Source organism: Paenibacillus solanacearum (assembly GCF_910593845.1).
GTDB lineage: Bacteria > Bacillota > Bacilli > Paenibacillales > NBRC-103111 > Paenibacillus_G > Paenibacillus_G solanacearum.
In genome coordinates, this window is record NZ_CAJVAS010000004.1 from 326,836 (window position 1) to 348,281 (window position 21,446).

The 21,446-nt window shown below is 54.1% G+C and carries 29 protein-coding genes; 5 read left to right on the forward strand and 24 right to left on the reverse strand.

Features of this window, described 5'->3' with window-relative positions; translation table 11 throughout:
• Positions 1 to 380: 380 nt before the first annotated feature.
• The 10 genes from accB to KXG62_RS07630 form a co-directional block, all read right to left on the reverse strand.
• Complete coding sequence (accB, locus tag KXG62_RS07585; RefSeq protein ID WP_218091321.1) at positions 381 to 863, reverse strand: acetyl-CoA carboxylase biotin carboxyl carrier protein; 483 nt, start codon at positions 861 to 863, stop codon at positions 381 to 383.
• A 262-nt stretch (positions 864 to 1,125) separates the two neighbouring features.
• Positions 1,126 to 1,920, reverse strand: a complete 795-nt coding sequence (locus KXG62_RS07590; protein ID WP_218091322.1) for a SpoIIIAH-like family protein — start codon at positions 1,918 to 1,920, stop codon at positions 1,126 to 1,128.
• A 97-nt stretch (positions 1,921 to 2,017) separates the two neighbouring features.
• Entirely contained in the window at positions 2,018 to 2,653 is a 636-nt protein-coding gene (spoIIIAG, locus tag KXG62_RS07595; protein ID WP_218091323.1) for a stage III sporulation protein AG, read from the reverse strand.
• A gap of 7 nt (positions 2,654 to 2,660) precedes the next feature.
• Positions 2,661 to 3,398, reverse strand: a complete 738-nt coding sequence (spoIIIAF, locus tag KXG62_RS07600; protein WP_218091324.1) for a stage III sporulation protein AF — start codon at positions 3,396 to 3,398, stop codon at positions 2,661 to 2,663.
• Positions 3,399 to 3,422: 24 nt separating this feature from the next.
• Positions 3,423 to 4,658 (reverse strand): stage III sporulation protein AE, encoded by a 1,236-nt coding sequence (spoIIIAE, locus tag KXG62_RS07605; protein WP_218091325.1) that lies wholly within the window; start codon positions 4,656 to 4,658, stop codon positions 3,423 to 3,425.
• Positions 4,659 to 4,727: 69 nt separating this feature from the next.
• A complete protein-coding gene (gene spoIIIAD, locus KXG62_RS07610; protein WP_218091326.1) occupies positions 4,728 to 5,117 on the reverse strand; it encodes a stage III sporulation protein AD in 390 nt (129 codons plus the stop codon).
• Between the two features lie 15 nt (positions 5,118 to 5,132).
• Entirely contained in the window at positions 5,133 to 5,336 is a 204-nt protein-coding gene (gene spoIIIAC, locus KXG62_RS07615) for a stage III sporulation protein AC (RefSeq protein ID WP_041047208.1), read from the reverse strand.
• A 60-nt stretch (positions 5,337 to 5,396) separates the two neighbouring features.
• On the reverse strand, positions 5,397 to 5,915 hold the full coding sequence (gene spoIIIAB, locus KXG62_RS07620) for a stage III sporulation protein SpoIIIAB (protein ID WP_218091327.1): 519 nt from the start codon (positions 5,913 to 5,915) through the stop codon (positions 5,397 to 5,399).
• A 46-nt stretch (positions 5,916 to 5,961) separates the two neighbouring features.
• On the reverse strand, positions 5,962 to 6,966 hold the full coding sequence (spoIIIAA, locus tag KXG62_RS07625; protein WP_218091328.1) for a stage III sporulation protein AA: 1,005 nt from the start codon (positions 6,964 to 6,966) through the stop codon (positions 5,962 to 5,964).
• 98 nt (positions 6,967 to 7,064) lie between these two features.
• Complete coding sequence (locus tag KXG62_RS07630; protein ID WP_218091329.1) at positions 7,065 to 7,331, reverse strand: YqhV family protein; 267 nt, start codon at positions 7,329 to 7,331, stop codon at positions 7,065 to 7,067.
• A 245-nt stretch (positions 7,332 to 7,576) separates the two neighbouring features.
• On the opposite strand from KXG62_RS07630, the gene comA reads away from it, so the two are divergent.
• The 3 genes from comA to KXG62_RS07645 all read left to right on the forward strand — a co-directional run bounded on the left by comA (position 7,577) and on the right by KXG62_RS07645 (position 9,755).
• Positions 7,577 to 8,416, forward strand: a complete 840-nt coding sequence (gene comA, locus KXG62_RS07635) for a phosphosulfolactate synthase (protein WP_218091370.1) — start codon at positions 7,577 to 7,579, stop codon at positions 8,414 to 8,416.
• A 59-nt stretch (positions 8,417 to 8,475) separates the two neighbouring features.
• Positions 8,476 to 9,204: a 2-phosphosulfolactate phosphatase gene (locus KXG62_RS07640; protein WP_218091330.1), complete on the forward strand. Its 729-nt coding sequence runs from the start codon at positions 8,476 to 8,478 to the stop codon at positions 9,202 to 9,204.
• Positions 9,205 to 9,290: 86 nt separating this feature from the next.
• Entirely contained in the window at positions 9,291 to 9,755 is a 465-nt protein-coding gene (locus tag KXG62_RS07645; RefSeq protein ID WP_218091331.1) for a DUF441 domain-containing protein, read from the forward strand.
• A gap of 15 nt (positions 9,756 to 9,770) precedes the next feature.
• Here the strand turns inward: KXG62_RS07645 and KXG62_RS07650 are convergent, their stop codons facing one another.
• From KXG62_RS07650 to KXG62_RS07710, 14 genes are all read right to left on the reverse strand, one after another.
• Positions 9,771 to 11,027, reverse strand: coding sequence for an aspartate kinase (locus KXG62_RS07650; RefSeq protein WP_218091332.1), 1,257 nt, complete (start codon positions 11,025 to 11,027; stop codon positions 9,771 to 9,773).
• A gap of 90 nt (positions 11,028 to 11,117) precedes the next feature.
• Positions 11,118 to 11,708, reverse strand: a complete 591-nt coding sequence (locus KXG62_RS07655; protein ID WP_218091333.1) for a histidine phosphatase family protein — start codon at positions 11,706 to 11,708, stop codon at positions 11,118 to 11,120.
• Positions 11,709 to 11,944: 236 nt separating this feature from the next.
• The gene (locus tag KXG62_RS07660; RefSeq protein ID WP_218091334.1) at positions 11,945 to 12,388 is read right to left on the reverse strand and encodes a DUF2663 family protein; all 444 of its coding nucleotides are present in this window, start codon (positions 12,386 to 12,388) and stop codon (positions 11,945 to 11,947) included.
• Between the two features lie 66 nt (positions 12,389 to 12,454).
• On the reverse strand, positions 12,455 to 13,366 hold the full coding sequence (locus tag KXG62_RS07665; RefSeq protein WP_218091335.1) for a sugar phosphate isomerase/epimerase family protein: 912 nt from the start codon (positions 13,364 to 13,366) through the stop codon (positions 12,455 to 12,457).
• An 81-nt stretch (positions 13,367 to 13,447) separates the two neighbouring features.
• A complete protein-coding gene (locus KXG62_RS07670; RefSeq protein ID WP_218091336.1) occupies positions 13,448 to 13,954 on the reverse strand; it encodes a DUF6886 family protein in 507 nt (168 codons plus the stop codon).
• Positions 13,955 to 13,967: 13 nt separating this feature from the next.
• Positions 13,968 to 14,615, reverse strand: coding sequence for an adenylate kinase (locus KXG62_RS07675; protein ID WP_218091337.1), 648 nt, complete (start codon positions 14,613 to 14,615; stop codon positions 13,968 to 13,970).
• A gap of 11 nt (positions 14,616 to 14,626) precedes the next feature.
• Entirely contained in the window at positions 14,627 to 15,466 is an 840-nt protein-coding gene (locus KXG62_RS07680) for an alpha/beta fold hydrolase (protein WP_218091338.1), read from the reverse strand.
• The gene (locus tag KXG62_RS07685) at positions 15,463 to 16,200 is read right to left on the reverse strand and encodes an HAD family hydrolase (protein WP_218091339.1); all 738 of its coding nucleotides are present in this window, start codon (positions 16,198 to 16,200) and stop codon (positions 15,463 to 15,465) included. Before KXG62_RS07685 ends, KXG62_RS07680 begins: the two co-directional genes overlap by 4 nt.
• Before the next feature lie 227 nt (positions 16,201 to 16,427).
• Complete coding sequence (locus KXG62_RS07690) at positions 16,428 to 16,706, reverse strand: NUDIX domain-containing protein (RefSeq protein WP_218091340.1); 279 nt, start codon at positions 16,704 to 16,706, stop codon at positions 16,428 to 16,430.
• Between the two features lie 14 nt (positions 16,707 to 16,720).
• On the reverse strand, positions 16,721 to 16,849 hold the full coding sequence (locus KXG62_RS34350) for an NUDIX hydrolase (protein ID WP_281426672.1): 129 nt from the start codon (positions 16,847 to 16,849) through the stop codon (positions 16,721 to 16,723).
• A 137-nt stretch (positions 16,850 to 16,986) separates the two neighbouring features.
• Entirely contained in the window at positions 16,987 to 17,544 is a 558-nt protein-coding gene (gene efp / locus KXG62_RS07695; protein ID WP_218091341.1) for an elongation factor P, read from the reverse strand.
• Positions 17,545 to 17,647: 103 nt separating this feature from the next.
• Entirely contained in the window at positions 17,648 to 18,721 is a 1,074-nt protein-coding gene (locus KXG62_RS07700) for a M24 family metallopeptidase (RefSeq protein WP_218091342.1), read from the reverse strand.
• Positions 18,722 to 18,723: 2 nt separating this feature from the next.
• Positions 18,724 to 19,170 (reverse strand): type II 3-dehydroquinate dehydratase, encoded by a 447-nt coding sequence (gene aroQ, locus KXG62_RS07705; RefSeq protein ID WP_218091343.1) that lies wholly within the window; start codon positions 19,168 to 19,170, stop codon positions 18,724 to 18,726.
• 109 nt (positions 19,171 to 19,279) lie between these two features.
• Positions 19,280 to 19,777 (reverse strand): YqhR family membrane protein, encoded by a 498-nt coding sequence (locus KXG62_RS07710; protein WP_246627340.1) that lies wholly within the window; start codon positions 19,775 to 19,777, stop codon positions 19,280 to 19,282.
• A 238-nt stretch (positions 19,778 to 20,015) separates the two neighbouring features.
• On the opposite strand from KXG62_RS07710, the gene KXG62_RS07715 reads away from it, so the two are divergent.
• Both KXG62_RS07715 and KXG62_RS07720 read left to right on the forward strand, forming a co-directional pair.
• The gene (locus tag KXG62_RS07715) at positions 20,016 to 20,948 is read left to right on the forward strand and encodes a DUF1385 domain-containing protein (RefSeq protein ID WP_218091344.1); all 933 of its coding nucleotides are present in this window, start codon (positions 20,016 to 20,018) and stop codon (positions 20,946 to 20,948) included.
• 33 nt (positions 20,949 to 20,981) lie between these two features.
• Complete coding sequence (locus KXG62_RS07720) at positions 20,982 to 21,251, forward strand: hypothetical protein (RefSeq protein ID WP_218091345.1); 270 nt, start codon at positions 20,982 to 20,984, stop codon at positions 21,249 to 21,251.
• The last annotated feature ends 195 nt before the right edge of the window (positions 21,252 to 21,446 follow it).

The window sequence follows — 21,446 nt, forward strand, 5'->3', positions numbered from 1 at the left end:
GCTTACCGTAGGTAAGCCGTCGTCGAAAGCATTGCTGGGCTTACCGTAGGTAAGCCGTCGTCGAAAGCATTGCTGGGCTTACCGTAGGTAAGCCGTCGTCGAAAGCATTGCTGGGCTTACCATAGGTAAGCCGACATCGAAAGCGTCCGCTGGGCTTACCATAGGTAAGCCGTCGTCGAAAGCGTTGCTGGACTTACCGTAAGTAAGCCGGCATAAAAGTATCATCCGGTGTTACCGGCAGGCAAGCCTGTTCGAAAGCATCCGCTGTCCTACCGCAGATCCAACAGGCTTCAAAGGCGACGTTCGGCCCTTGTCGTTAGCGTTCGGGACTATCCAGACTTGCACTGCACAGCTGTGCCGCAAGCCCGAACAAGCTCGAATTACTCCGGCTTCACCGTAAATAACGGCTGACCGTACTCGACCAGCTGGCCGTTCTCTACGAGAACTTCAACGATCTCGCCTTTGACTTCCGCTTCGATTTCATTCATCAGCTTCATCGCTTCGATGATGCAGACGACGGTCTTCTCCTTCACGGCGCTGCCTTTGGATACGAACGACGCTGCGCCCGGCGATGGCGACTCGTAGAATGTGCCGACCATTGGGGAGACGATTGTATGTAAGTTCGATGCCGCAGGCGCAACCGTCTCGGCCGGAGGGGCTTGTACGGCTTGTACAGCCGGCGCTTGATGCGTAACGACTTGCGGAATCGCCGTAGCGACCGCCCCGGAAGCAACGACCACTTGCTCGGTTTTATTCGGTTTACGGATAAAAAGGCGGGAGCCTTCGCTCTCGATTTCGAGTTCTTGTAAAGAGGTTTGATCTACGAGCTTAATCAGCTCTTTAATTTCACTTAGTTTAAACACTAGGGTTCACTCCTTTAGGCATCATGCAGACAATAAACGGCGCGCTATACGCCCGTAACAAAACAAACGACGTTGTTATTATAACATAATCTAGTTGTAAGAAAAGTGTTTCTTCAAATGATCGATAACGTACCGTTTGTCGTGATTTGTCTGTTTTGGCGGGCGGCGGGAGTTATTGTCAAATTTTCTCGTTGAACGAGGAACCCTGAAACAAAACGGAACCCGAGCAAAGCCCGGGCCCCGATGGCTCCCTCTCTTAAACTTAAGGAATGTACTGGATCGAGAGGTGATCCGCAGCGATGCCCAGCTCTTTCATAGCTTTGTCCGCGATGCTCAGCGCCTGGCTTCTTTCCAGCTTCGTCGCCTGGACGGTTACTTTCCATTTGCTTGCGTCCTGCGTAATGACCGCCTGCTTGAAGTCTTTCATCAGCACTTCCTCAAGGTTCGTCACTTTCGCTTCCATGTCTTCTATCTTACGCATATCTTCTTGCGCTTTGGCTGCCGCCTCTGCCGTTTGCTTCGGATCGGAGATGATGCCCACCAGCTTCTCCACCTGCTTCGCCAGCTCTTCGTCGCGCGCCATCTGCAGGCTTACGAAGTAGTCGGCGCCCGATTTGGCTTGCGTCTGCATCTGCTGGAGCACCTTCGCATCTTCTTTGCTGATTTGGCCGCTGGAAGCTTTGGATGCGGGCTCCGTGGCAGCTGCGCCCGACTTGGCATCCGGCTTCGCCGAGGACGGCGTATCGGTTTTGATGCTGCTTTCTTTCGATTCGGATGTCTTGGCTCCATCCACGGGAGCCGTTTGCTTGCTTGCGTCAGCCGGAGCCGCACCGGACTTCGAATCCGTTGCGGAAGGAGCTGCGTTCGTGTTCGTACCCGTCGCTGCAGGCTGCTTCCCGTCAAGCTGACCGCCGGTAATCGTGATTTCTTTCGTAAGCGAACCGGACTGACCGACTTCAATCGTGCTGGCGTCCTCCGTAAACAAGTAGTACGCCGATAATACGACCATCAAGCTAAGCATGGACACAAGCCAAACCGTTTGTCTTTTCGAGTTCATTGTTATTCCTCCTCAGAGTTTTCGTAGAAACTTGCTTCGCGCGCATTTACTTCATGCGGTTCGTTGATTAAAGTTTCGTCGAGTCCCACTCGCGATTTCATTGCTTTCGCGGCAATATCGAGATGCGATGCGCCGGGACGTCGAGTCCCCGTTCCACTGCTTCGGCGATCATTTTCTTCACCGTCAAATTCTCGGCGCCTTTGGCCACGACGACGACGCCGCGAATTTTCGGTTTGATATACTTGGTGACAAGCGGCTGCTTGCCCCCCGATACTTCGTAAATGACCACTTCTCCGCTCCGCGTGACATCGGTAATATGCCGCGTCGCTCCCTGCTGATCTTTCTCGTTGGTTACTTGCTGCGTTTCTTTCGTGTTTTGCTGAACGAGCACTTCTTCTGTCGATTCGATGCTCACGAGCACTTCCACTTCGCCAACGCCGACAATTTTCGTCAATATTTCTTTTAGCTGCGATTGATAGCTTTCTTCGTATTCACGGAACGAGCTGCGCTCCTTGCTCCCGGATCCGAAGGCTGGCTTCGTCTGATCGGGAGGAGACGCGCGGCTTGCTTCGCCGACCGGATCTACGTCTCTCACCGTGATGAAAGAGTTGAGGATCATGAAGGCGACGCCTACAAGTCCCACGATCAGCAGCCACCGGAACGTTTGCACCCGCTTCGTTCCACCCGGACCGCCGCCGAGCCAATTGCCGAATCCATTCCACTTGTCGCCCATCCGGCGGTCACCCCCCTTGTTCTATCGTTAGCGCGATCTGGGCCGGCGACAGCTGCCAGTCCTGCTCCAGCATAAGCTGAATTTGCGTTTTCTTTTGCAGCAAATCCGGCGGCCATTGTTCCGCATCCCCGCCCTGCAGCCGGGCAACCGGAACCGCCTTGGCGGCGTTAGGTCCGACCCGTATGTCCGGCGCGATGACGGGTTCGACCGGCTTGACCGGCTCCATCGCAGCCGCCGGCCTCGTCCGCTTCGAATCCGTACCCGATGCTGCCCGGGCCGCCGGATCAACGGAGACGGACACGTGCTTGATAATCCACTGGCCGTTGTCGTCGGCAGCCGTCTCCACCTGGACCCGCTGCACTTTCACCCCGGCCGCTTGCTCAATTTTCCGCTTCATGAGGTCGGCCGCTTGCGTCTCCGCGATCCGTCTGGCTTCCTGCTGCTGCCGGTTTCGCAGCAGCTCCGCGCGCTGCTGTATTTCCGGAAGCGGCTGCAAGGTGGCGGCGCTCCCGGCGCCGAGCAGCCGGCTGCCTTCCTTGAAGAGCGAGCCGCTCAGCGCCTCCTCAATCTGTGTGTGCTTCTCAAACAGCGAGAGCAGCGGCTGCAGCAGCGTCAGCAGCAGGAACAAGCTCATAACCGTCTTCACGTAGCGCTGCATCGTATGATTCGGAAGCAGCAAATCGACGAAGGTCGCCAGCAGAATGACCAGGATGACCGTCTTCAGCCATCCGCTCAACCATTCCAAATCCGAGAGCCTCCTTCCTTGCCGCTAGCGCATCATGACGGAAACGTTGCCTGCGGCGATCATTACGGTGATGGCAAGAAAAAACATGAATCCGATAACGGCAAGCGATGCGAATACGTAGATCAAGCTTTTGCCGATCGTTTCCAGACAGCCGATCATCGGGTTATCTCCCAAAGGCTGCATGATCGCGGCGGAGATGTTATATATGAAGGCTAGCGCCATTATTTTCATGGCGGGAAACGCGCAGATGATCAGGATCACGACGACGCCGGCAAGTCCAATCGTATTTTTGACGAGAAGCGAGGCCCCGATGACTGTCTCCGAAGCGTCGGAGAACAAGCGGCCGACGATCGGCACGAAGTTGCCTGCAACGTACTTGGCCGTTCGGATCGCGACCCCGTCGGCGATGGCGCCGGAGGTGCCCTGCACCGAGATGACCCCGAGAAAGACGGTAACGAATACGCCCAGGCAGCCCAGGCTGATTTTGCGGAGCAGATCCGCGAGCTGCGTTACCTTGTATTTGTCCGAAATGCGGCTGACGATATGCAGAATCGCCGAGAAAAACAGCAGCGGGAAGACGATGACGTAGATCGCCGTGCCTACGGCGTGAATCATGAAGATGATCAGCGGGTGCAGGACGGATACCGAAACGACGTTGCCCATCGAAGCCAGCAGCGTCAGCAGCAGCGGTACGACCGCGACCATGAAGTGAATCATGTCGCTGATCGCGGATTTAGCGTATCCGATCGCCACACTGAACGAATTGACTGCCATAATCATCAGCACCATGAACGAGATGGCGTAGGCGATTTTGCTCACGGCGTTTTTCTCGAACGAGCTTTGCAGTGTTTCCAGCAGCATGCTGAAAATGGTGATAATGACGATCGACACCAGCAGCTTGCCGTTATAGAGCAGCTCGTGAAAAAAATACCGGAACAGCCCGCTGGCGATCGTGCGTAGGCCGAACTCCTTCTCGCCGGTAATCAGGTCGATGAACCGCGGCGCCGGACCTTCGGGGAAGTACCCGCCGTACTGCTTCACCAGCTTGGTCCAAAACTGCTCGATCTGATCCGTCGGCAAATGCTCCACCTGCCCCTGGATTAGCTGATCGATCGGCGTTGCCGCATGCACAGCGGCATTGCAGCCCGATACGCTCCAGCAGCCGACGCCTTCCCCTGCGTTCAGCAGCAGCGCCGTCAGCAAGGCAAGCCACAGCAATAACCCGCAAGTCCCGCCCTTCCGCCATTCGCTCAGCTTCATGTCGTTCACCTTCTTTGCCGCATCTGGGCTTCATTCGTTGTCGCCGCCGGTCTTCATCCTCGCCCGCATTCAAGCCGGAAGCAGCTTGACTACCGCTTCAATGATGACGGACACGATCGGAATCGCCATGACCATGATGAGAATTTTGCCGGCCAGCTCGATTTTGGTAGCGACCGACTCCTGTCCGGCGTCGCGTATGATTTGCGCGCCGAACTCGGCGATGTAGGCGATGCCGATAATTTTCAAGATCGTCTTGAGAAAGATCATGTTGATGTTCGCTTTGTTCGCGAGCTCTTCAAGCACGTCGATGATGGTCGAGATTTTGCCGATCAGAAACAAGAAGATGGCGATGCCGGTAAACGCGGTCAGCAGAAAGGCGAACATCGGCTTTTGTTCTTTGATGATCAGCACGAGAACGGTTGTGATCAAGCCGAGGCCGACAATTTGAATAATCTCCACAGTCAGCACCCACCTTTACTGAAACAAGAAGATGGTCTTGATTTCTTTGAACAGGTTATCCAGCATGCTGACGACCATGAACAGCACGACCACAAATCCGATCACCGTTACCCAATGCGCCATGTCTTCTTTGCCCATCTGCTTGAGCACGGTATGAATCATCGCGATAATGATTCCGATGCCGGCAATCTGGAATATCGCGTTTACATCCACATTCATTGGCGGCACCTCACCCCAAACCCTTTTCCAGCTTGACCTGCCGCTCTCGTTTGCCGCAGGCTAGTACATTAATATGACGACCAGTGCGCCCATCAGCACACCGAGACTTTTCCACATCCGCTCGTAGCGCTGCTGCTCTTCCCTGGCGTTATCCGACTCCGTCTGCAGCTGGCTGGCGGCGAGGCGCAGATGCTTGACCTGATCTTCCTTGTCCGTCAGGCCGAGCGTGGAGCCGATCTGCAGCCATATGTCGCGCTCCTGCACCTTCATCGCCGTGTTGCGCCATGCTTCGGACACCGCTTGATGCCAAATGGTCTGCACGGAGCGCCCTTCCGCGCGCTTCAATTCCTCCGCCGCTTCGAGAAGCAATCGGCTTACCGGCGCGGAGCAGCTCCGTCCGGTGTGCGCCAGCGCTTCCGGCAAGGGAGTAAAGCCGTACACGATCTCGGTTTCGAGACGCTGCAGCGAGCGGATCAGCTCATCGATCTGCTTCGGCCGACGGGCCAGCAGCGCCGCCTGATAGAAGCCGAACAGCGCGCCCGACAGCAAAATGAGCATCGCGCCAAGCAGCTTCAGCATAGAGGACTTCCCCTTCCGCGCTTGTACTTCCGAACCGCGCCGTTCATCAGGTCAGCCCCCCTTTCAGCGCCAGACGCCCGTCGAGCCGTCTGCCCTGTCTATCGAATACCGCGATGCCGGGGCTCGCCGTACCCCGCCGGCGCTCCAGTACGACGAATCGTTCGAACACACCGTCGCTCAGCAGGTCGCGCAGGATCGGCCTCCGCTGCACATCGGCCACGCTCCGGCCGTGCGCCGTGGCGATGACGCTGATGCCGGCATGCAGCGCTTCGTGAATCGCTTCCGCGTCCTCGGCCCGCCCGATTTCATCGGCGATCAGCACATCCGGCGACATCGAGCGGATCATCATCATCATGCCCTCCGCCTTCGGACAGCCGTCCAGCACGTCCGTTCTCGGGCCGACGTCGAACCGTGGAACGCCTTTCACGCAGGCGGCAATCTCCGAACGTTCGTCGACGATCCCCACCTTGAAGCTGGAACCCGCACCAGCATGATTCGGTGCCCGCTGGCTGCCTTCGCTGCTGAGCAGCCGGGCTAAATCGCGGATCAGCGTCGTCTTGCCGAGCTGCGGCGGCGAAATGACAAGCGTGCGGAAAACTTGCTCGCCTGCCGGATCTATCAAGTGAGGCAGCACGCCGGCGCCTGCTTGCTTCCATTCGCGGGCAATCCGGAAGTTAAACCCGCTGACGTCTTTCACATATTTGACTTTCCCTTGCTCAATGACGGTTCGGCCGGCCAAACCGACGCGATGACCGCCGGCAACGGTAATAAATCCCCGCTTCAATTCTTCCTCGAACGTATACATGGAATGCTGAGTGAGCTGTTCGAGCAGATTGGCGCAATCTTGACGGGTCGGCCGGTAGGCTTGTTCCCACTGGCGGCACACGGTTCCGGCGGAAGTAACAAACCCGCTGCCCGCGCCCCCAATGACTTCAAGCGGCCGATCTTCCCGAATGCGAATCTCTTGCAGCTGTTCCTGAATCCGCTTTGGTAGAGTTGATAGGATGTTTCGCATGGTCCCGGAAAAATAGGGCAATATCGATGAGATCAACGGCTATTCCTCCCCAAGCTGTCCATCTTTTTGGCGGGTATGGCATGTAAGCAAGCTATATAATGATATGTATGCCTCGCCTAGCGAATTATGCCAGATTACTTTTTTAAGATTCCGATAAATATGCAGCTGACCCCGATGAGCACCCACAGCAATTTTCCGAACGACAGCTTATCCGCCAATCCGACAAGCCCGATCGTCGTCGTGGCCAGCAGGACGAACGGTCCGACCAGTGCCAGCCCCGAATTGACAATGAGCGCTTTGTCGATTTGATTCAGCCGCAGCATGATGAGCGCCGCAATAATTTCGATGGTGCCGGACATCAGCCTTAGCGAAGCCATGCTTAATACGATTTTGTTTAGCAACTGGCACACTTCCCCTCATCGCTTGGATTTATTTCATCCTATGCGGGCTCGTCTCCATTTAGAGCACAATTCCGGCAATTCAAGCGATGATCATGAGGAACTCGCCATGACTGCAGCAGGAATAACGTAGGGCGCATCCTTCGTTCCCTTCCGGCGGTCCGATGGAATTTGTTGGGCACACCCCTAAACTAAAGTGCATATGATGACACAGAAATCCAACATTGGTAACAGCGAGGCGATAAATGATGGAGGGAAGACCACCACTGCAGTGGAGTCCGCAGCTCAACGATCCTACAGGCTGCCGAACGGCCAAACCGCGAACTTCGGGAAAGACGATGGTCATTGACAAAGGGCTTGGGCTTCATGCATTGGAAGATTTGCTGGAAACGGCAGGCGCATACATCGATATGCTGAAGATCGGGTTCGGCACTTCACCGCTGTACTCAACGTCGTTATTGGAGAAAAAAATAGAGCTGGCCAAAGCCAAGCATATTACCGTTTATCCTGGAGGCACCTTTTTGGAAGTGGCGATTCGCCAAGGAGCGGTCAACAATTTTTTCGATATGGTGCGCGAGGTTGGATTTAACGGGCTGGAAGTGTCCGACGGCACGATTGAAGTTTCCCGCAAGCTCCGCAGCGAGCTCATTGTGCGCGGCCTGGATGCCGGACTTACGGTGATTACGGAGTACGGCAAAAAGTGCTGGGGCTCGACCATCGAGCTGGGCGAATTGATTGAAACGGTCAATGTGGACACAAGTCTCGGCGCGGAGCTGGTGACGATCGAGGGCCGCGAATCCGGTAAGGGCGTCGGCATCTTCGACGATTCCGGCGCTTGCAAGGACGCCGAAATTGAGAAAGTGCTGCGCGAAGTGCCCAGCGCAGGCGTGCTGCTATGGGAAGCGCCGCATAAAGAGCAGCAGGTGCATCTGCTTCACCTGCTCGGCACCGACATTCATCTGGGCAACATCTTGCCGGGGGACGTTATTTCGCTCGAAGCGCTGCGCCGCGGCCTCCGATCGGATACGCTGATGCTTGGCAAAGAACGCAAACCGGAATCGGTCGATTCGCTGACGTGGGAAATCTAGTTCGTTAGCGGCAACAACAGAGATTGGGGTAAAGAAAGAGGAAAGGGGGCAACCTTGACGTGAACGTCCAGGTCATATCCAGTGTTAATGAAGCGAGAACCGAAGATCTGCAGCACAAAACGGTCATCGTGATCGACGTCCTGCGCGCTACCTCCACAATGCTGACGGCGCTCGCGAACGGCTGCCGCGATATTACGCCGGTCGAGACGGTGATTCAAGCCAAACAGCTGCAGGAAAACGGCGTCCTGCTGGGTGGAGAACGAAATTGCAAAAAAATTCCGGGCTTCGACTTCGGCAATTCGCCGCTGGAATACACGGAATCCGAAGTGAACGGTAAATCGCTTGTCATCACGACGACCAACGGCACCCGGGCCATTCAAAAAGCCGGGAAAGCAAGCCGCATTTTGATCGGGTCTTTACTGAATGCGAGAGCTTGCGCCGAACGGGTCGTCTCCACCTGCGGGGAAGCCGTCATTCTGTGCTCCGGCACGAATGACGCCTTCGCGCTCGAAGACGGGTTATGCGCCGGGCTCATTGCACAGGAACTGATCGATCATATGCCTTCCAGCAAGCAAGTCACCTTAAACGACCTCGGCTTGTCCATGCTTTATGCATACCGGGACGTGTCGGACCGTTTGCCCGAAACACTGCTGTCCTGTGTGAACGGGAAACGGCTGACCCGGCTCGGATTCCGGGACGACGTCCTGCACTGCGCCCGGGTCAACGTCCTGCCGTTTGCTCCCGCCGTTCAAGACGGGAAAATCGCCGCTTCCGCAGCCTGCTTGTAACAAGACAAACCCTCTTAAAAAAGTTCTAAAACAAGCCCTTGTTCATACAAATAAAGAGAATCTACAAGGACAAGGGGCTTACATGGATGAGCGGAGATGTATTATTGGTCGCATTGATCGTCATCGGGCTGCTGGGCCGTTCCCACATCATTACGACGGCAGCCTGCGTCCTTCTTGTCGTGAAGCTGCTCAGCCTCGACCGGTATTTGCCGACGATTGAGCGCAGAGGGCTGGAGCTTGGCTTGTTGTTTTTGACGATGGGAGTGCTCGTGCCGTTTGCCAGCGAACGCATTTCCCTCAAGGATGTCACGTCCATGTTCACGACCTGGCCGGGCATTCTCGCCCTGGTGGGCGGAGCCATTGCAACGTATATGAACGGCAAGGGGCTGGAGCTGCTAAAAATAGACCCACAAATGATTGTGGGTCTTGTTATCGGTTCGATCTTCGGCATTATTTTCTTAAAGGGCATTCCTGTCGGGCCGTTGATGGCCGCAGGCATTACCGCTTTCTTGCTTAAGTTGTTCACATTCGTGTTCGATAAGCTCCGCTAGCCGAACGCTTGGGCGTTATCTTCTTTCGGACGGGCCTCCGACGAATACGGTCGAGTCGGTGTCGAGGCCATAAGCGCTATGCAGCGCTAGAATCACTTCGTTCAAGCGGCCGTTTTCGATGACGCACGACGTCTTGATCTCGGACGTGCTGACCATCAGGATGCTGATGCCCAGATCGGAGATGACCTCGAACATTTTGGCGGCGACGCCCGGTGTGCTGACCATGCCTGCGCCAACGATGGACACTTTCACCAGATTGCTCTCGGAGGTTACTTCGCGGAAGCCGACCTCGCCGCGAATACCTTCGATGACGCTCTGCGCTTTGTCCGCATCGGACAGCGCAACCGTAAAGGAGAAGTCCGCAAGGCCGTTCAATACGCCGCTTTGCACGATAATGTCCACGTCGATTTGTTCTTTGGCGAGCGCGGTAAATACTTTAGCCAGCTGACCCGGCTTCTCTTCCACACCCAAAATACTGATTCGAGCCACATTTTTATCGTAAGCGATACCGCGTACCACGATGCCTTGTTCCATCGCTGCTTCCTCCTTCACATTCGTACCTTCGTTATGATTGAAGCTGGATCTGACGACCAGCGTTACGTTATAGTTTTTGGCATATTCCACAGCTCTCGGATGGAGCACGGCCGCCCCCAGATTGGCGAGCTCCAGCATTTCGTCGTACGAAATTTCGCTAAGCTTGCGCGCGCAATTCACAATGCGCGGGTCGGTCGAGTACACGCCGTCGACGTCCGTGAAGATTTCGCACACATCCGCCTGAATGCCTGCGGCAAGCGCAACAGCCGTCGTGTCCGAGCCGCCCCGGCCGAGCGTCGTAATTTCGCCTTCCTCCGTCATCCCCTGAAAGCCTGCCACGATTACGATTTTATTGTCCGCCAGCGCCTTCTTCACACGATCCGGCTTCATGTCCGTAATCCGCGCCTTCCCGTGCACCGCTTCCGTATATAAACCAGCCTGCCATCCTGTAAACGATACCGCTTCGTATCCAAGACTATGTATGGCCATGGACAAGAGCGCCACCGATACTTGCTCTCCCGTTGACAGCAGCATATCCATCTCGCGGGCAGGAGGCGTCACCGTACAAATTTGTTTCGTCAAGTCAATCAGATCGTCCGTCGTGTCCCCCATGGCGGATACAACGACTACGCATTGATGTCCTTCACGCTTTCTCTCCACGATGCGGTTTGCCACACGCTTCATCCGCTCCGCGTCACCGACAGAGCTTCCGCCGAATTTCATAACAATAAGAGACAAAGCTGTTCACTCCTAACCGATACTTTTGCATAACAATTGTTAATTATAGCATATCCCCTAGTACTCTGAAATAGAAAAATGTCGAAAAAATTATACGGGCAGCGGAACGGTCCATCGGCTTAACCGATTGCCCCTGCCTGCACCGGCTCTGCCTCCGGACGAGCTGGCCGAAACATGCGCCCGATACGCCTGCAGCGTACTCTCCGCGGTAACGATAAAGACGCGTGATTTCTCAAGCCCGCGGCACCAAGTCAAAAACCGTTCGGCCTGCTGGGCGAACAAAATCCCAGGGAGCGTATGAATGCCCTGCAGCCACAAATGCTCCGGCAGATGAGCCGGCAGCAAAAACTCGGGGAAGCGGCCGGCAATCCGCTCCAGCTCCATCGGCCGCTGGCACGGCGGCGTTCGAAAATCATAGCGGAACGGGTGCTGCCTTGGCCCGGCCAGCGGATGCACAAACCGGGAGCATCCCGTTCCCCTCGCCCACAAGTCCGCCGTTTGCAGCAAATACAGAACCGGTCCGGCCACGAGCGCGTCCGACTCGCCGAGCGGCTCCAGCCGGCTCAAACGGATCGCCGCACGCCTGCCTTTGTCCGTAAGCGGCGGGTCGTGAGCACAAAGACCGTTCCCGCCGTCCAACTGATGCATCGCTTCTCCATGCCGCACAAAAATGATTTCCATAGCCTCACCTCGGCAAGTGATGTTTTATCATTTTATGCGCATGCGGCGCGTCCTACTATTATTTTACGAGAAGGCTGTCAGCATGCGCTGCGGCATGACAAAAGGCGCAGCCTTTTCCATTGTCGGAAACCGTGCGCCTTTATCATCCGTCAGGTCCTGCCTGCAAATCGCCCAAACTCGCCTCGGCAAGACCGGTCCGAGGCCGATTCTATCAACGGCACGCGCCGTCTTTCAATCTAGTTTTTGAACGAAATATTAATATCATGCTTCTCTTTCAACTGCCGGGAGATCGCTTCGCGCATCGCCGCATACTTCGAGGAAGACCGCGGAAACATAAAATAATCGATCATCTCCGCCCGCAGCAGATCGTATTTCGCTTTTTGCTTGTCGTACTGGGTCGTGAAATAGTTCATCATATAATAGGATGAGATTAATCCGAGCAGCATGAAAAATAGCAGTTTATTATTTCCGAAGGAAGCCAGAACGGTAATCATATTATTTTGCGAAGGAACCAAAACCTCGTTGTAGAAAGAATAGGAGAAGAACAAGAACAAACAGGCCGCGGCCCAGGCAAATCCAACTTTCAACCGCTTGTAGCGGTCGAGCTTTTGCTTCCTATCAATTAATTCTTTCAAAATTGCCTGAATATCCTCCGAGACATCCATATCCAACCGCGTCATGGACTTCCCCTCCTTATTAAGGAGTGTATGCGCATGTCCACGAACTTTAGAGCAACCCGGCGATAATTATTTTTGCGCGCCGCTCTTAGCATTCAATAATTCATCAACCCAGGTGTAGCAGCGCTCCAACTGTTCGCTCGTAATCGCATCCGAGCGGTGCTCGAACAAGATGTTCACATGCGGATTGCGCTCTCGGACGATGCCCAAATATTGCGCAATCGGCGCCCAGCCGTCGCCCGGGTCAAGCTCGGGCAGTACGGGGTAATGGTGCGTCTCCACCCGATCGGTGAACCTCGTATTGGAGAGATGGATAAGATCGGCATACACCGCATAACGGCGGATCACTTCAGCCGCATCAAAGAAAGGATCGAGCTTGTGCTGCAAAAATAATCTTCCGGTATCCAGACAAAGCCGAATGCCGGGATATTTCTTAAGCAATCGTTCGAGAAGATCGGTTGCATATACATAATGATTGAGCGCATCGAATTCAAGAACCGGCGTGAATCCGTACTCCCGGCCTCGAGCTGTCAGCCACTCGAACAGCGCTTCGCTCTTCTCCTCCCATTCTTCCAACGGATAGCTGCTCTCGTAAACGAATTCGCTAGGGTCTGCAAAACGCCAATGGGTCCAATCGACGCGGTCGTCCAATATAACCGGCTTTGGATAATGAAACAATATATAGCTTGGGTTCAGCCGTGCCATTTCATCAAGCTCGCCGGCGATATGGTCGTACGCCTGTCTTCGAACCGAGTCGGCCGAAGCCATGAACAACGCGTCCCGCAGCTTCGATCGTCCGGCCCGGAGCGGGTAATGAATGCCCACCCGAAACTGTTGGGCAGCAGATTCTTCTATCAGCCTAGCAACATGCTGATCATTCTCGAGCAAACACGCTTCGATACCGTAAAAACCCGGCTTGAAATCCCGTACATACTTCGACTCGTCGAAACGTCCGTGCTGCCCGATCAAAAAACGGTTCATGCTTCTCCCCCTTGCAAGTACTTGAATCTACTTCATCTTCATGACTTCCGCCGAGGTCCCATAGTCATAGTACAGCGGCTCTTATTGCGCATTCTTCATGCGGATCATGGAGAACTGGACCGTGGACGACAGGATCGCATCCCTTAACGGAAATAAGGAAGGCGTGACGCGAATTTCGATACCAAGGCACGTCAGCCGGTGCAGTAAATCGTCCATCCGCTCCACCGAGACCGGCTGCACCGTAGACGTGGACGTGTAGTACCCGGCATTCGCTGTGTAAAGCGAGAACGGATCCGGCGCAAATTCGTAGCGGTATATGGAAGCGCGGTTCACCCGCTCGAACCAGCGGGACTCGATCGCGATCATCCGCCTCGTCTCGGACTGCCCGAAAAACCGCTGAATGTCTGCTTCATTCGTGTCTTCTACAGGCCAGATGCACACCCTGGGGCAATCGCGAGGGAAATAATAATGCGGCGCGTGAAACTCGTCGATCGTCCACACCATGGCAGGTTCGGTACGACGGTAATCCAGCTGTCTCGGCACAAACGTGCGAATATCAGGCTGCTCGCTGAAATGATACAGTTTCATATTTCCACGCTCCTTACGAGGCTGTGAACAGGTTCAGCACATGTTCCGTAACGTCCGCGATGTCTCCTGAACCGTCGACGACGCGCAGAACGTCTGCTTCCGCGTAATATTTCGCGAGCTGTTCCGTCAGCTCCCCGTTGATGCGCAGTCGCTCCGCTACCGTCTCCGGCCGATCGTCGTCTCGTTGAACGACGTCCCCGCCGCAAACGTCACAACGGCCTTCGGCTGCCGTCGGCCGGTACGCGATATGATATGCAGCACCGCAATCGCAGCACACCCGCCTACCCGTTAACCGCTCGAACAATAACCTTTCATCCACCTGCACATAAACTACATGATCAATCGTTCTGCCGCTTGCAGCAAGCTCGCTCCTCAGCGCCTGCGCCTGATTCAGGCTTCGCGGGAAGCCGTCGAGCAGAAACCCGGCTGCGCAGTCCTGCTCTGCCAGTCTGTCCGTGGCGAGCCCGATCGTAATCTCATCGGGAACAAGTTCCCCTTTATCCATGTACACCTTCGCTGTTAATCCGAGCGGTGTGTGATCCTGTGCCGCTTTGCGGAACAAATCGCCTGTAGATATGTGCGGAATGCGCAGATGCTCCACGATGATTTTGGCCTGCGTCCCTTTTCCCGCTCCTGGCAGTCCCAGCATAATCACATTCATGAGATCCCTCCTTATTGCGGATTACAACCATTTCCTTCCAAAAAACAGGAAACAGCCCGATTGAACTCGTCAGGTCGTTCCATATTGGCCAGATGCCCGACGTTCGCAAGTTCATACGTGACACTATGTGCAATTTCAAGCGATAATCGCTGCCCGATCTGTATGAAATCCGGCAAATCGAGCTCCCCCGTCAAAACCAGGCAACGTTTCTTCAACTCGCCGAGCCGGTCTACCGCTTTTACTTGAGGGCTTATTACAGGATTCCGATGTGCAAAATGCCAGAAGGTGTACGTCTGCGCCATTTGTTGAATAGCATCCGTGTATCGCTCTTGTCTCAAAGCTTGCGTAAAATGGGGGAGTGTCAGCCACCATGCGCGGGCAGAATCAAGCCGTCTTTCGGTGACATCCGTTTCAATCCGTTTGTATATCGCATTCAATTCGAGGTCAACATAACTCGGCTTGTAACCATGTAATGCTGAATTGGACAGGATCAGCGATGACACATATCCCGGGTAGTCCAATGCAAAGTCAAGCGCGATCGCGCCGCCCATGGAACTGCCGATGAAATGCGCCTGCTTCACCTCCAACTGATCCAATAAAAGCTTCAAATCACCCTGATGCAAGTACGGCTCGCTTCCAGGCATATCGGATTTCCCATACCCCCGAACATCGTAACGAATAACCGTATATCGCAGTGAAAACAGTCCGAACTGTTCTTCCCACATACGAAGGTCCATCCCCATTCCATGAATGAAGACAAGCACAGTATCGCCGGTACCAGCCTTTTCGTAATATAGCCGTCCGCCTTCAACTAAGACATACCCCGAATGCATGATCGCGCCGCTGCTCATCCCGCGCTACGCTCAGAACCCGCATCTCGCCGCAGTAGGGGCCGGAGCTCGGCAATATTGGCGATGATGCCGTAAGGGGCGATCCCTTCTGGCGCGGGTAATCCCTTCTTGTTAAACCAAATTGAGCGCATTCCCGCTTGCATCGGGCCGACCACATCGTTGTTCCAGGAATCGCCGACAAATATAACTTCCTGCGGCTGTACATGAAAGATGTGCAATGCCTGTTCGTAAATTTCCGGAGACGGCTTCTCAAATCCGACCTCCTCAGAGATCAACACGGCTTCCGGCTCGAATAGCGCATCAATTTCGAGCGCTTCAAGCTTATCACGCTGCCACTTGCTTGTGCCGTTCGTCACGATTCCCAGCCTGCAGCTATCCTTCAGCTCCGTAAGCAGAGCAACCAGTTCGGGACTCGCTTTCATATAGCTTTTGCTGATGTCCATATGCAGCGCATTGAACTGTTCCGCCATTTCTTCCCCGATGTCCTGCCCCATGCGGGACATTGCATGCATCAGCCGGTAATTGCGGAACTGGCGCAAGGTGATTTGCTGCCTATGGTACTGCTCTTCGAACACGGTATTCATTTCGTTCAGTAGGCCGAGCAATTGTACGGGATCATGCGCTTGCGTCGCCGGATGACTTCGCAGCGCCTCCTGCAAGCTGTCCTCCCAATAATCGTCAAAATGAATCAATGTATCGTCCAAGTCGAATAACACGACTTTTACGGATTGCATGGCCTCTCCTCCATTCTGTCGCAGCCGTTCTATGTCCGCATTGCTTTGCTCATCACATACCAGCTGTCGGTCCCTTCCGGATAATACAAATGGTCGATCGTCGCGTATTGAAGCCGTTCATAAAACGTAATATTTTCCGGCACGGAGAGCCTGACCTCCAGACGCCTGTCGTATGGTAAATGGCATCGTCGTCTTCCCCTTGGTCCCTAAATGGCATCCTTAAGTGTTCACCGAATCGTATGGGGCATCATGCCCAAATAACCATACAGCGTCAAGGACGGCTCTACATCGGTCCAACGGTAATGGTAAATCCAGCCGTTATCTTCGTCATTGCTTTGCACAATATGCGTAAATCGCTCCGCGCATTCGGCATCGGCCTCAAAATAATAGCGCTTCGTCTCCACACCGCTCGCTTCCGACCTATATCCGTATTCGCCCAGCAGTCGAATGTTCGAAGGCCGAATGCCCGCCTCTTCCTTAAGCTCGCGAATGAAAGCTTCTTCCAAGCTTTCTCCACTTTCTACCGTCCTCCAGGCACTTGAAATCCAAGATGCTCAAAGCCGGATTCTTCAAAAACGACCAGTTGCTTGCTTCCGTTCTGTTCTCGCGTAATGTAGGCTGTTACTTTTACTGTGGCTATGTTCTCCATCTGGAAACTCCTTCCTTCTATATTTCAGTATCATATTATATTTCCGGTGCATTTGGCTATAGCTGAAATACAGTGTCTCAGAAGCGCAAAAAAGCCTCATCCCCATTACGGGATAAGGCTTGCGGCGTCGTATCGAATTATGCGCGGGAAATGTATTTGCCTTCGCGGGTATCGATCAGAAGGACGTCCCCTTCGTTAATGAACAGAGGTACCTGTACGTTCAGGCCGGTCTCAACCTTGGCGCTCTTCGTAGCGCCGGTAGCCGTGTTGCCTTTGATGCCCGGCTCGGTCTCAACGACTTTCAGATCAACGCTGTTCGGCAGGTTGATCCCCAAAATTTCGCCTTGGTAGCTCATGATATGAATCATCATGTTTTCCTTGAGGAAGTTGAGCTCCCATTCGATTTGCTTGTTCGTCAAGCTGAACTGATCGTATGTTTCCGTATCCATGAACGAATGCTCTTGACCGCTTGCATACAAATATTGCATTTCGCGGTTTTCGATGTGAGCGCGGTTTACGTTCTCGCCTGCGCGAAATGTACGCTCAACGGTATTGCCGTTGCGGATGTTTTTCAATTTGGAGCGGACGAACGCAGCGCCTTTGCCCGGCTTGACGTGCTGGAAGTCGATGACGGTGAACAGGTCGCCTTCTACTTCGATTGTTAGGCCTGTTTTAAATTCGTTTACTGAAATCACTACAAAAAACCTCCCTGAAAATGTGAGCAGCCGGCATTCTGAGATGAAGCGATGAAATTCGTCTTAATTCATAACAGTATTACCGCCACAAAAGTATATTCATTTATGGAAGCACAATCAAGTCTTTACTCGATTGCGTTAACCTTCGATTGCCTGTTTCCGTAATGACGATGTCGTCCTCGATCCGAACGCCGCCGAATCCGGGCAAGTAAATGCCGGGCTCGACTGTAACGGTCATACCAGGCTTCAGCACAATATCTCCGAGCCTTGACAGCCGCGGCGCTTCATGCACTTCCATCCCGAGACCGTGTCCTAGACCATGTCCGAAATGATCGCCATACCCGTAGCGCGTAATGATGTCGCGGGCGACAGCATCCGCTTCTTTACCCGTCATTCCCGGGCGGATCTGCTCGAGCGCGGCAAGCTGCGCTTCCAGTACAATATCATATATTTCGCGATGCTTATCCGTCGGCTTGCCGAGCACGACCGTCCGCGTAATATCCGAGCAGTATCCTTTATAATACGCCCCGTAATCGAGCTTGACGAATTCATTCGTGCCGATGACACGGTCGCTTGCTTTGCCATGAGGCAGCGCCGAGCGTTCACCGGAGGCGACAATCGTTTCGAACGAAGTCGATGTCGCTCCGTTCTTGCGCATGAACGTCTCCAGCTCCAGCGCAACGTCGAGTTCCTTCATGCCCGATTGGATCACGCCGAGCACATACGTGTACGTCCGATCGGCGAGATCGGCGGCTTCTTGCATGACGGCAAGCTCGCTCTCATCCTTGATCATGCGCAGCGTTTCGACCAGCCCGTCGGTTGGGACCAGCTCGATTCCGGCAAGCTTCTCCGCGTAATCGCGGTAAGCGCCGTACGTCAGATCGTTCTGCTCAAAGCCGAGTCTTGCAACCCCCGCCTTGGTGAGCAGCGCCTTGACGGTGTCCATCGGGCTCGGGGCATGCTCGATCACTTCATAGCCGGCCGCTTGCTGCGGCGCCTGCGTCATATAGCGAAAATCGGTAAGCAGCACCGCGCGGTCTCCCGTAATCAGCACGTATCCGGCCGATCCGGTAAAGCCGGTCATATACAAGCGGTTCGTCGCATTGGTGATCAGCACCGCTTCAAGGCCCTTCTCCTGCAGTGTCTCGCGAAGCCTACGAATTCTTTGCTGCTGCATCGTTATCCCTCCACCCGTTCAAGATGTTGAACCAACGCGCGTAAGCCAAGCTCATAGCTGTCTGCTCCGAACCCGGCGATTTGTCCAATGGCGACCGGAGCGATGACCGATGTATGGCGAAACGACTCTCTTTTATGAATATTCGAAATATGCACTTCAACCGTTGGAATACCGACGGTGCTGATCGCATCGCGCAGCGCGTAGCTGTAATGCGTAAAAGCGCCCGGGTTGAATAAGATGCCGTCCTTCACGCCGAACGCAGCATGAATCTTGTCGATCAAACCGCCTTCGTGATTAGACTGAAAGGTCTCCAGCGCGACGCCGAGGCCGCTTGCCTTCTTTTCAAGTCCTTCGATAATCGTTTGGAGCGACATCGAACCGTAAATCCCCGGCTCCCGAATGCCGAGCATATTCAAATTCGGACCGTTCAATAGCAGTATTTGCTTCAATCGTGAAACCTCCTACCTTGCGACAAAAACAGCACATGCTCAAACATTTTACCATAAGTTTCCCCAGTTTGAGAACTTTTTTTTGCAAGGGGAGCGCTGCGACCCGACTTCACTTGGCCTTGCTTTCACGAGGATCCCGGATGCGCTCGTCCGTAAATTCAAAAGAGATGGAATAGCCGATAAACATGCCCCATACGACAAACAGACACAGCTCGGTGATCAGCGAATTCCAGTCCATCGCGCCGATCCAGCTCGTCATGCCGGAAACGGGGCCGATCAGCAAAAAGATGACGCACCACCAGAACAGCCCGTAACCGATGCCGTACCAAGGTCCCTTCGCTTTGGCAAAAAACGCCGTATAGAGCAGTGCGGCCACGATGGAAGCGACGATGTAAGCAAGCCAGCCCATTATGTATCCGTGTGCCGTCATTAAGTAGTTGTGCAAAAAAAACGGTTCGATCAAAAAACCGGGCGGGAGCAGCGTAAGGTGAAAATAATTGCCGATCATGGTCACTCCACCCCAAATGATCCCGGCGAAAAAACCGATGTAAACCGCGAATTTCCATTTGTTCGTGCGCGGCTTCTCTTCCATTCCGTTTCGGAGCATATTCACTTCGCAGTCCTCCTCTGTCATGCCGAGCCTGCCTTTCACGGCATAGCCGGGCGCGCTGCAATCCGCAGCCGGCGGCGCGGCAATTCGATAGCCGGCGGCAATGAAGCGGCAATAATAGTATGCACAAAACTTTGCGCTATAAACGGTGGCATTATGCTTGCGGATTCGTTACAATAAGAGCAAGCCCGCTTATCGATCTACTCATATTCATACCAGAAGAAGGTGCATACATTTGTCCGACAATCAGCAATGCGCGATCTATGGTGGCCAGGCGGTTATCGAAGGCGTCATGTTCGCAGGGCAGAAGGTTCATGTTACGGCGGTCCGCCGAAAAGATAACGAAATTCAATTTCTTGAAGTGCCCAAGAAAGAAATCCCATGGGTGCAAACGCTCAAAAAAATTCCGTTCATCCGAGGCATCGTCGGCATCATCGAGTCCAGCGCCAAAGGGGCGCAGCATCTGAACTTCTCCGCCGAAGTATTCGCCGGTGAGGATGGCGAAGCGAAGCAGGAGGAGAAAGAATCGCTGACCGGGCGGCTGACGATGATTCTTGGCGTCGCTGTCGTCGGGGTGTTATCTTTTATCTTCGGCAAATTCATCTTCACGCTCGTCCCGCCGACGATCGAGCAGCTTCTCTTCGGCGGACTGTTTACGAATCAAATCGGTCATAACCTGCTTGAGGGATTGATCAAGATCATTTTGCTCGTCGCCTACATTTACTTCATCTCGCTGACGCCGATGATCAAGCGGCTGTTCCAATATCACGGAGCGGAGCATAAAGTTATCAGCGCGTACGAAGCGGGGCTGGAGCTGACGGTGGCGAACGTGCAAAAGTTCAATACGCTTCATTATCGATGCGGCAGCAGCTTCATCGTCTTTACGGTGCTTGTTGGTGTTGTCATCTACTCGTTCTTCCAGTACGATTCATTCGTGGAACGGATCGTGCAGCGTCTGATTCTGCTCCCGGTCGTCATCGGGGTATCGTATGAAGTGCTTCGCTTCACGAACAACCTTCGCGAAGTGCCTGTGCTCAAATATTTGGGCTATCCGGGACTGTGGCTGCAGCTGCTGACGACCAAAGAGCCTGACGATTCGCAAGTGGAAGTCTCGATCGCTTCGTTCAACCGGATGCGAGAGCTCGACCGGCAAGCTTCGAACGTGTAAAGAAATTCTTTCTCATCCAAGGGGGAATTTTTCATGAGAAACCGTGACCGCACTATCGCCTACATCATTTTCGGATTGATTGCCATCGGGCTTCTGTCCAGCATTTTCTCGAATCCCGGCGCGTACATCATACCGATTCTGGTGTTCGGCATCATCTTCTGGCTGTACAAATACCCGCCGAACCGTTGGCGGTATAACCGGATGGCGGCGCCGCGATCCGGCAAAGGCAAACGCCGCAATGCAACATTCCGCGTCATTCCCGGCAGCAAGAACGATCCGGACGATACGCCGAAATACCATTGAGCGAGCGTAAAGCAACCCAATTTATCCGCACGGAAAATTGAAAAAAGACAGCTTATGCACCGAGGTGCGAAGCTGTCTTTTTTTTACGTAAATGTATCTCTTAGCACCAAACCAGACTGCGGAGCGATACCACGAAGAGCTACAAAGAGATATCTTCTTGAATAGTGTCAATTTGAAAAATGGCAATAGGATGCC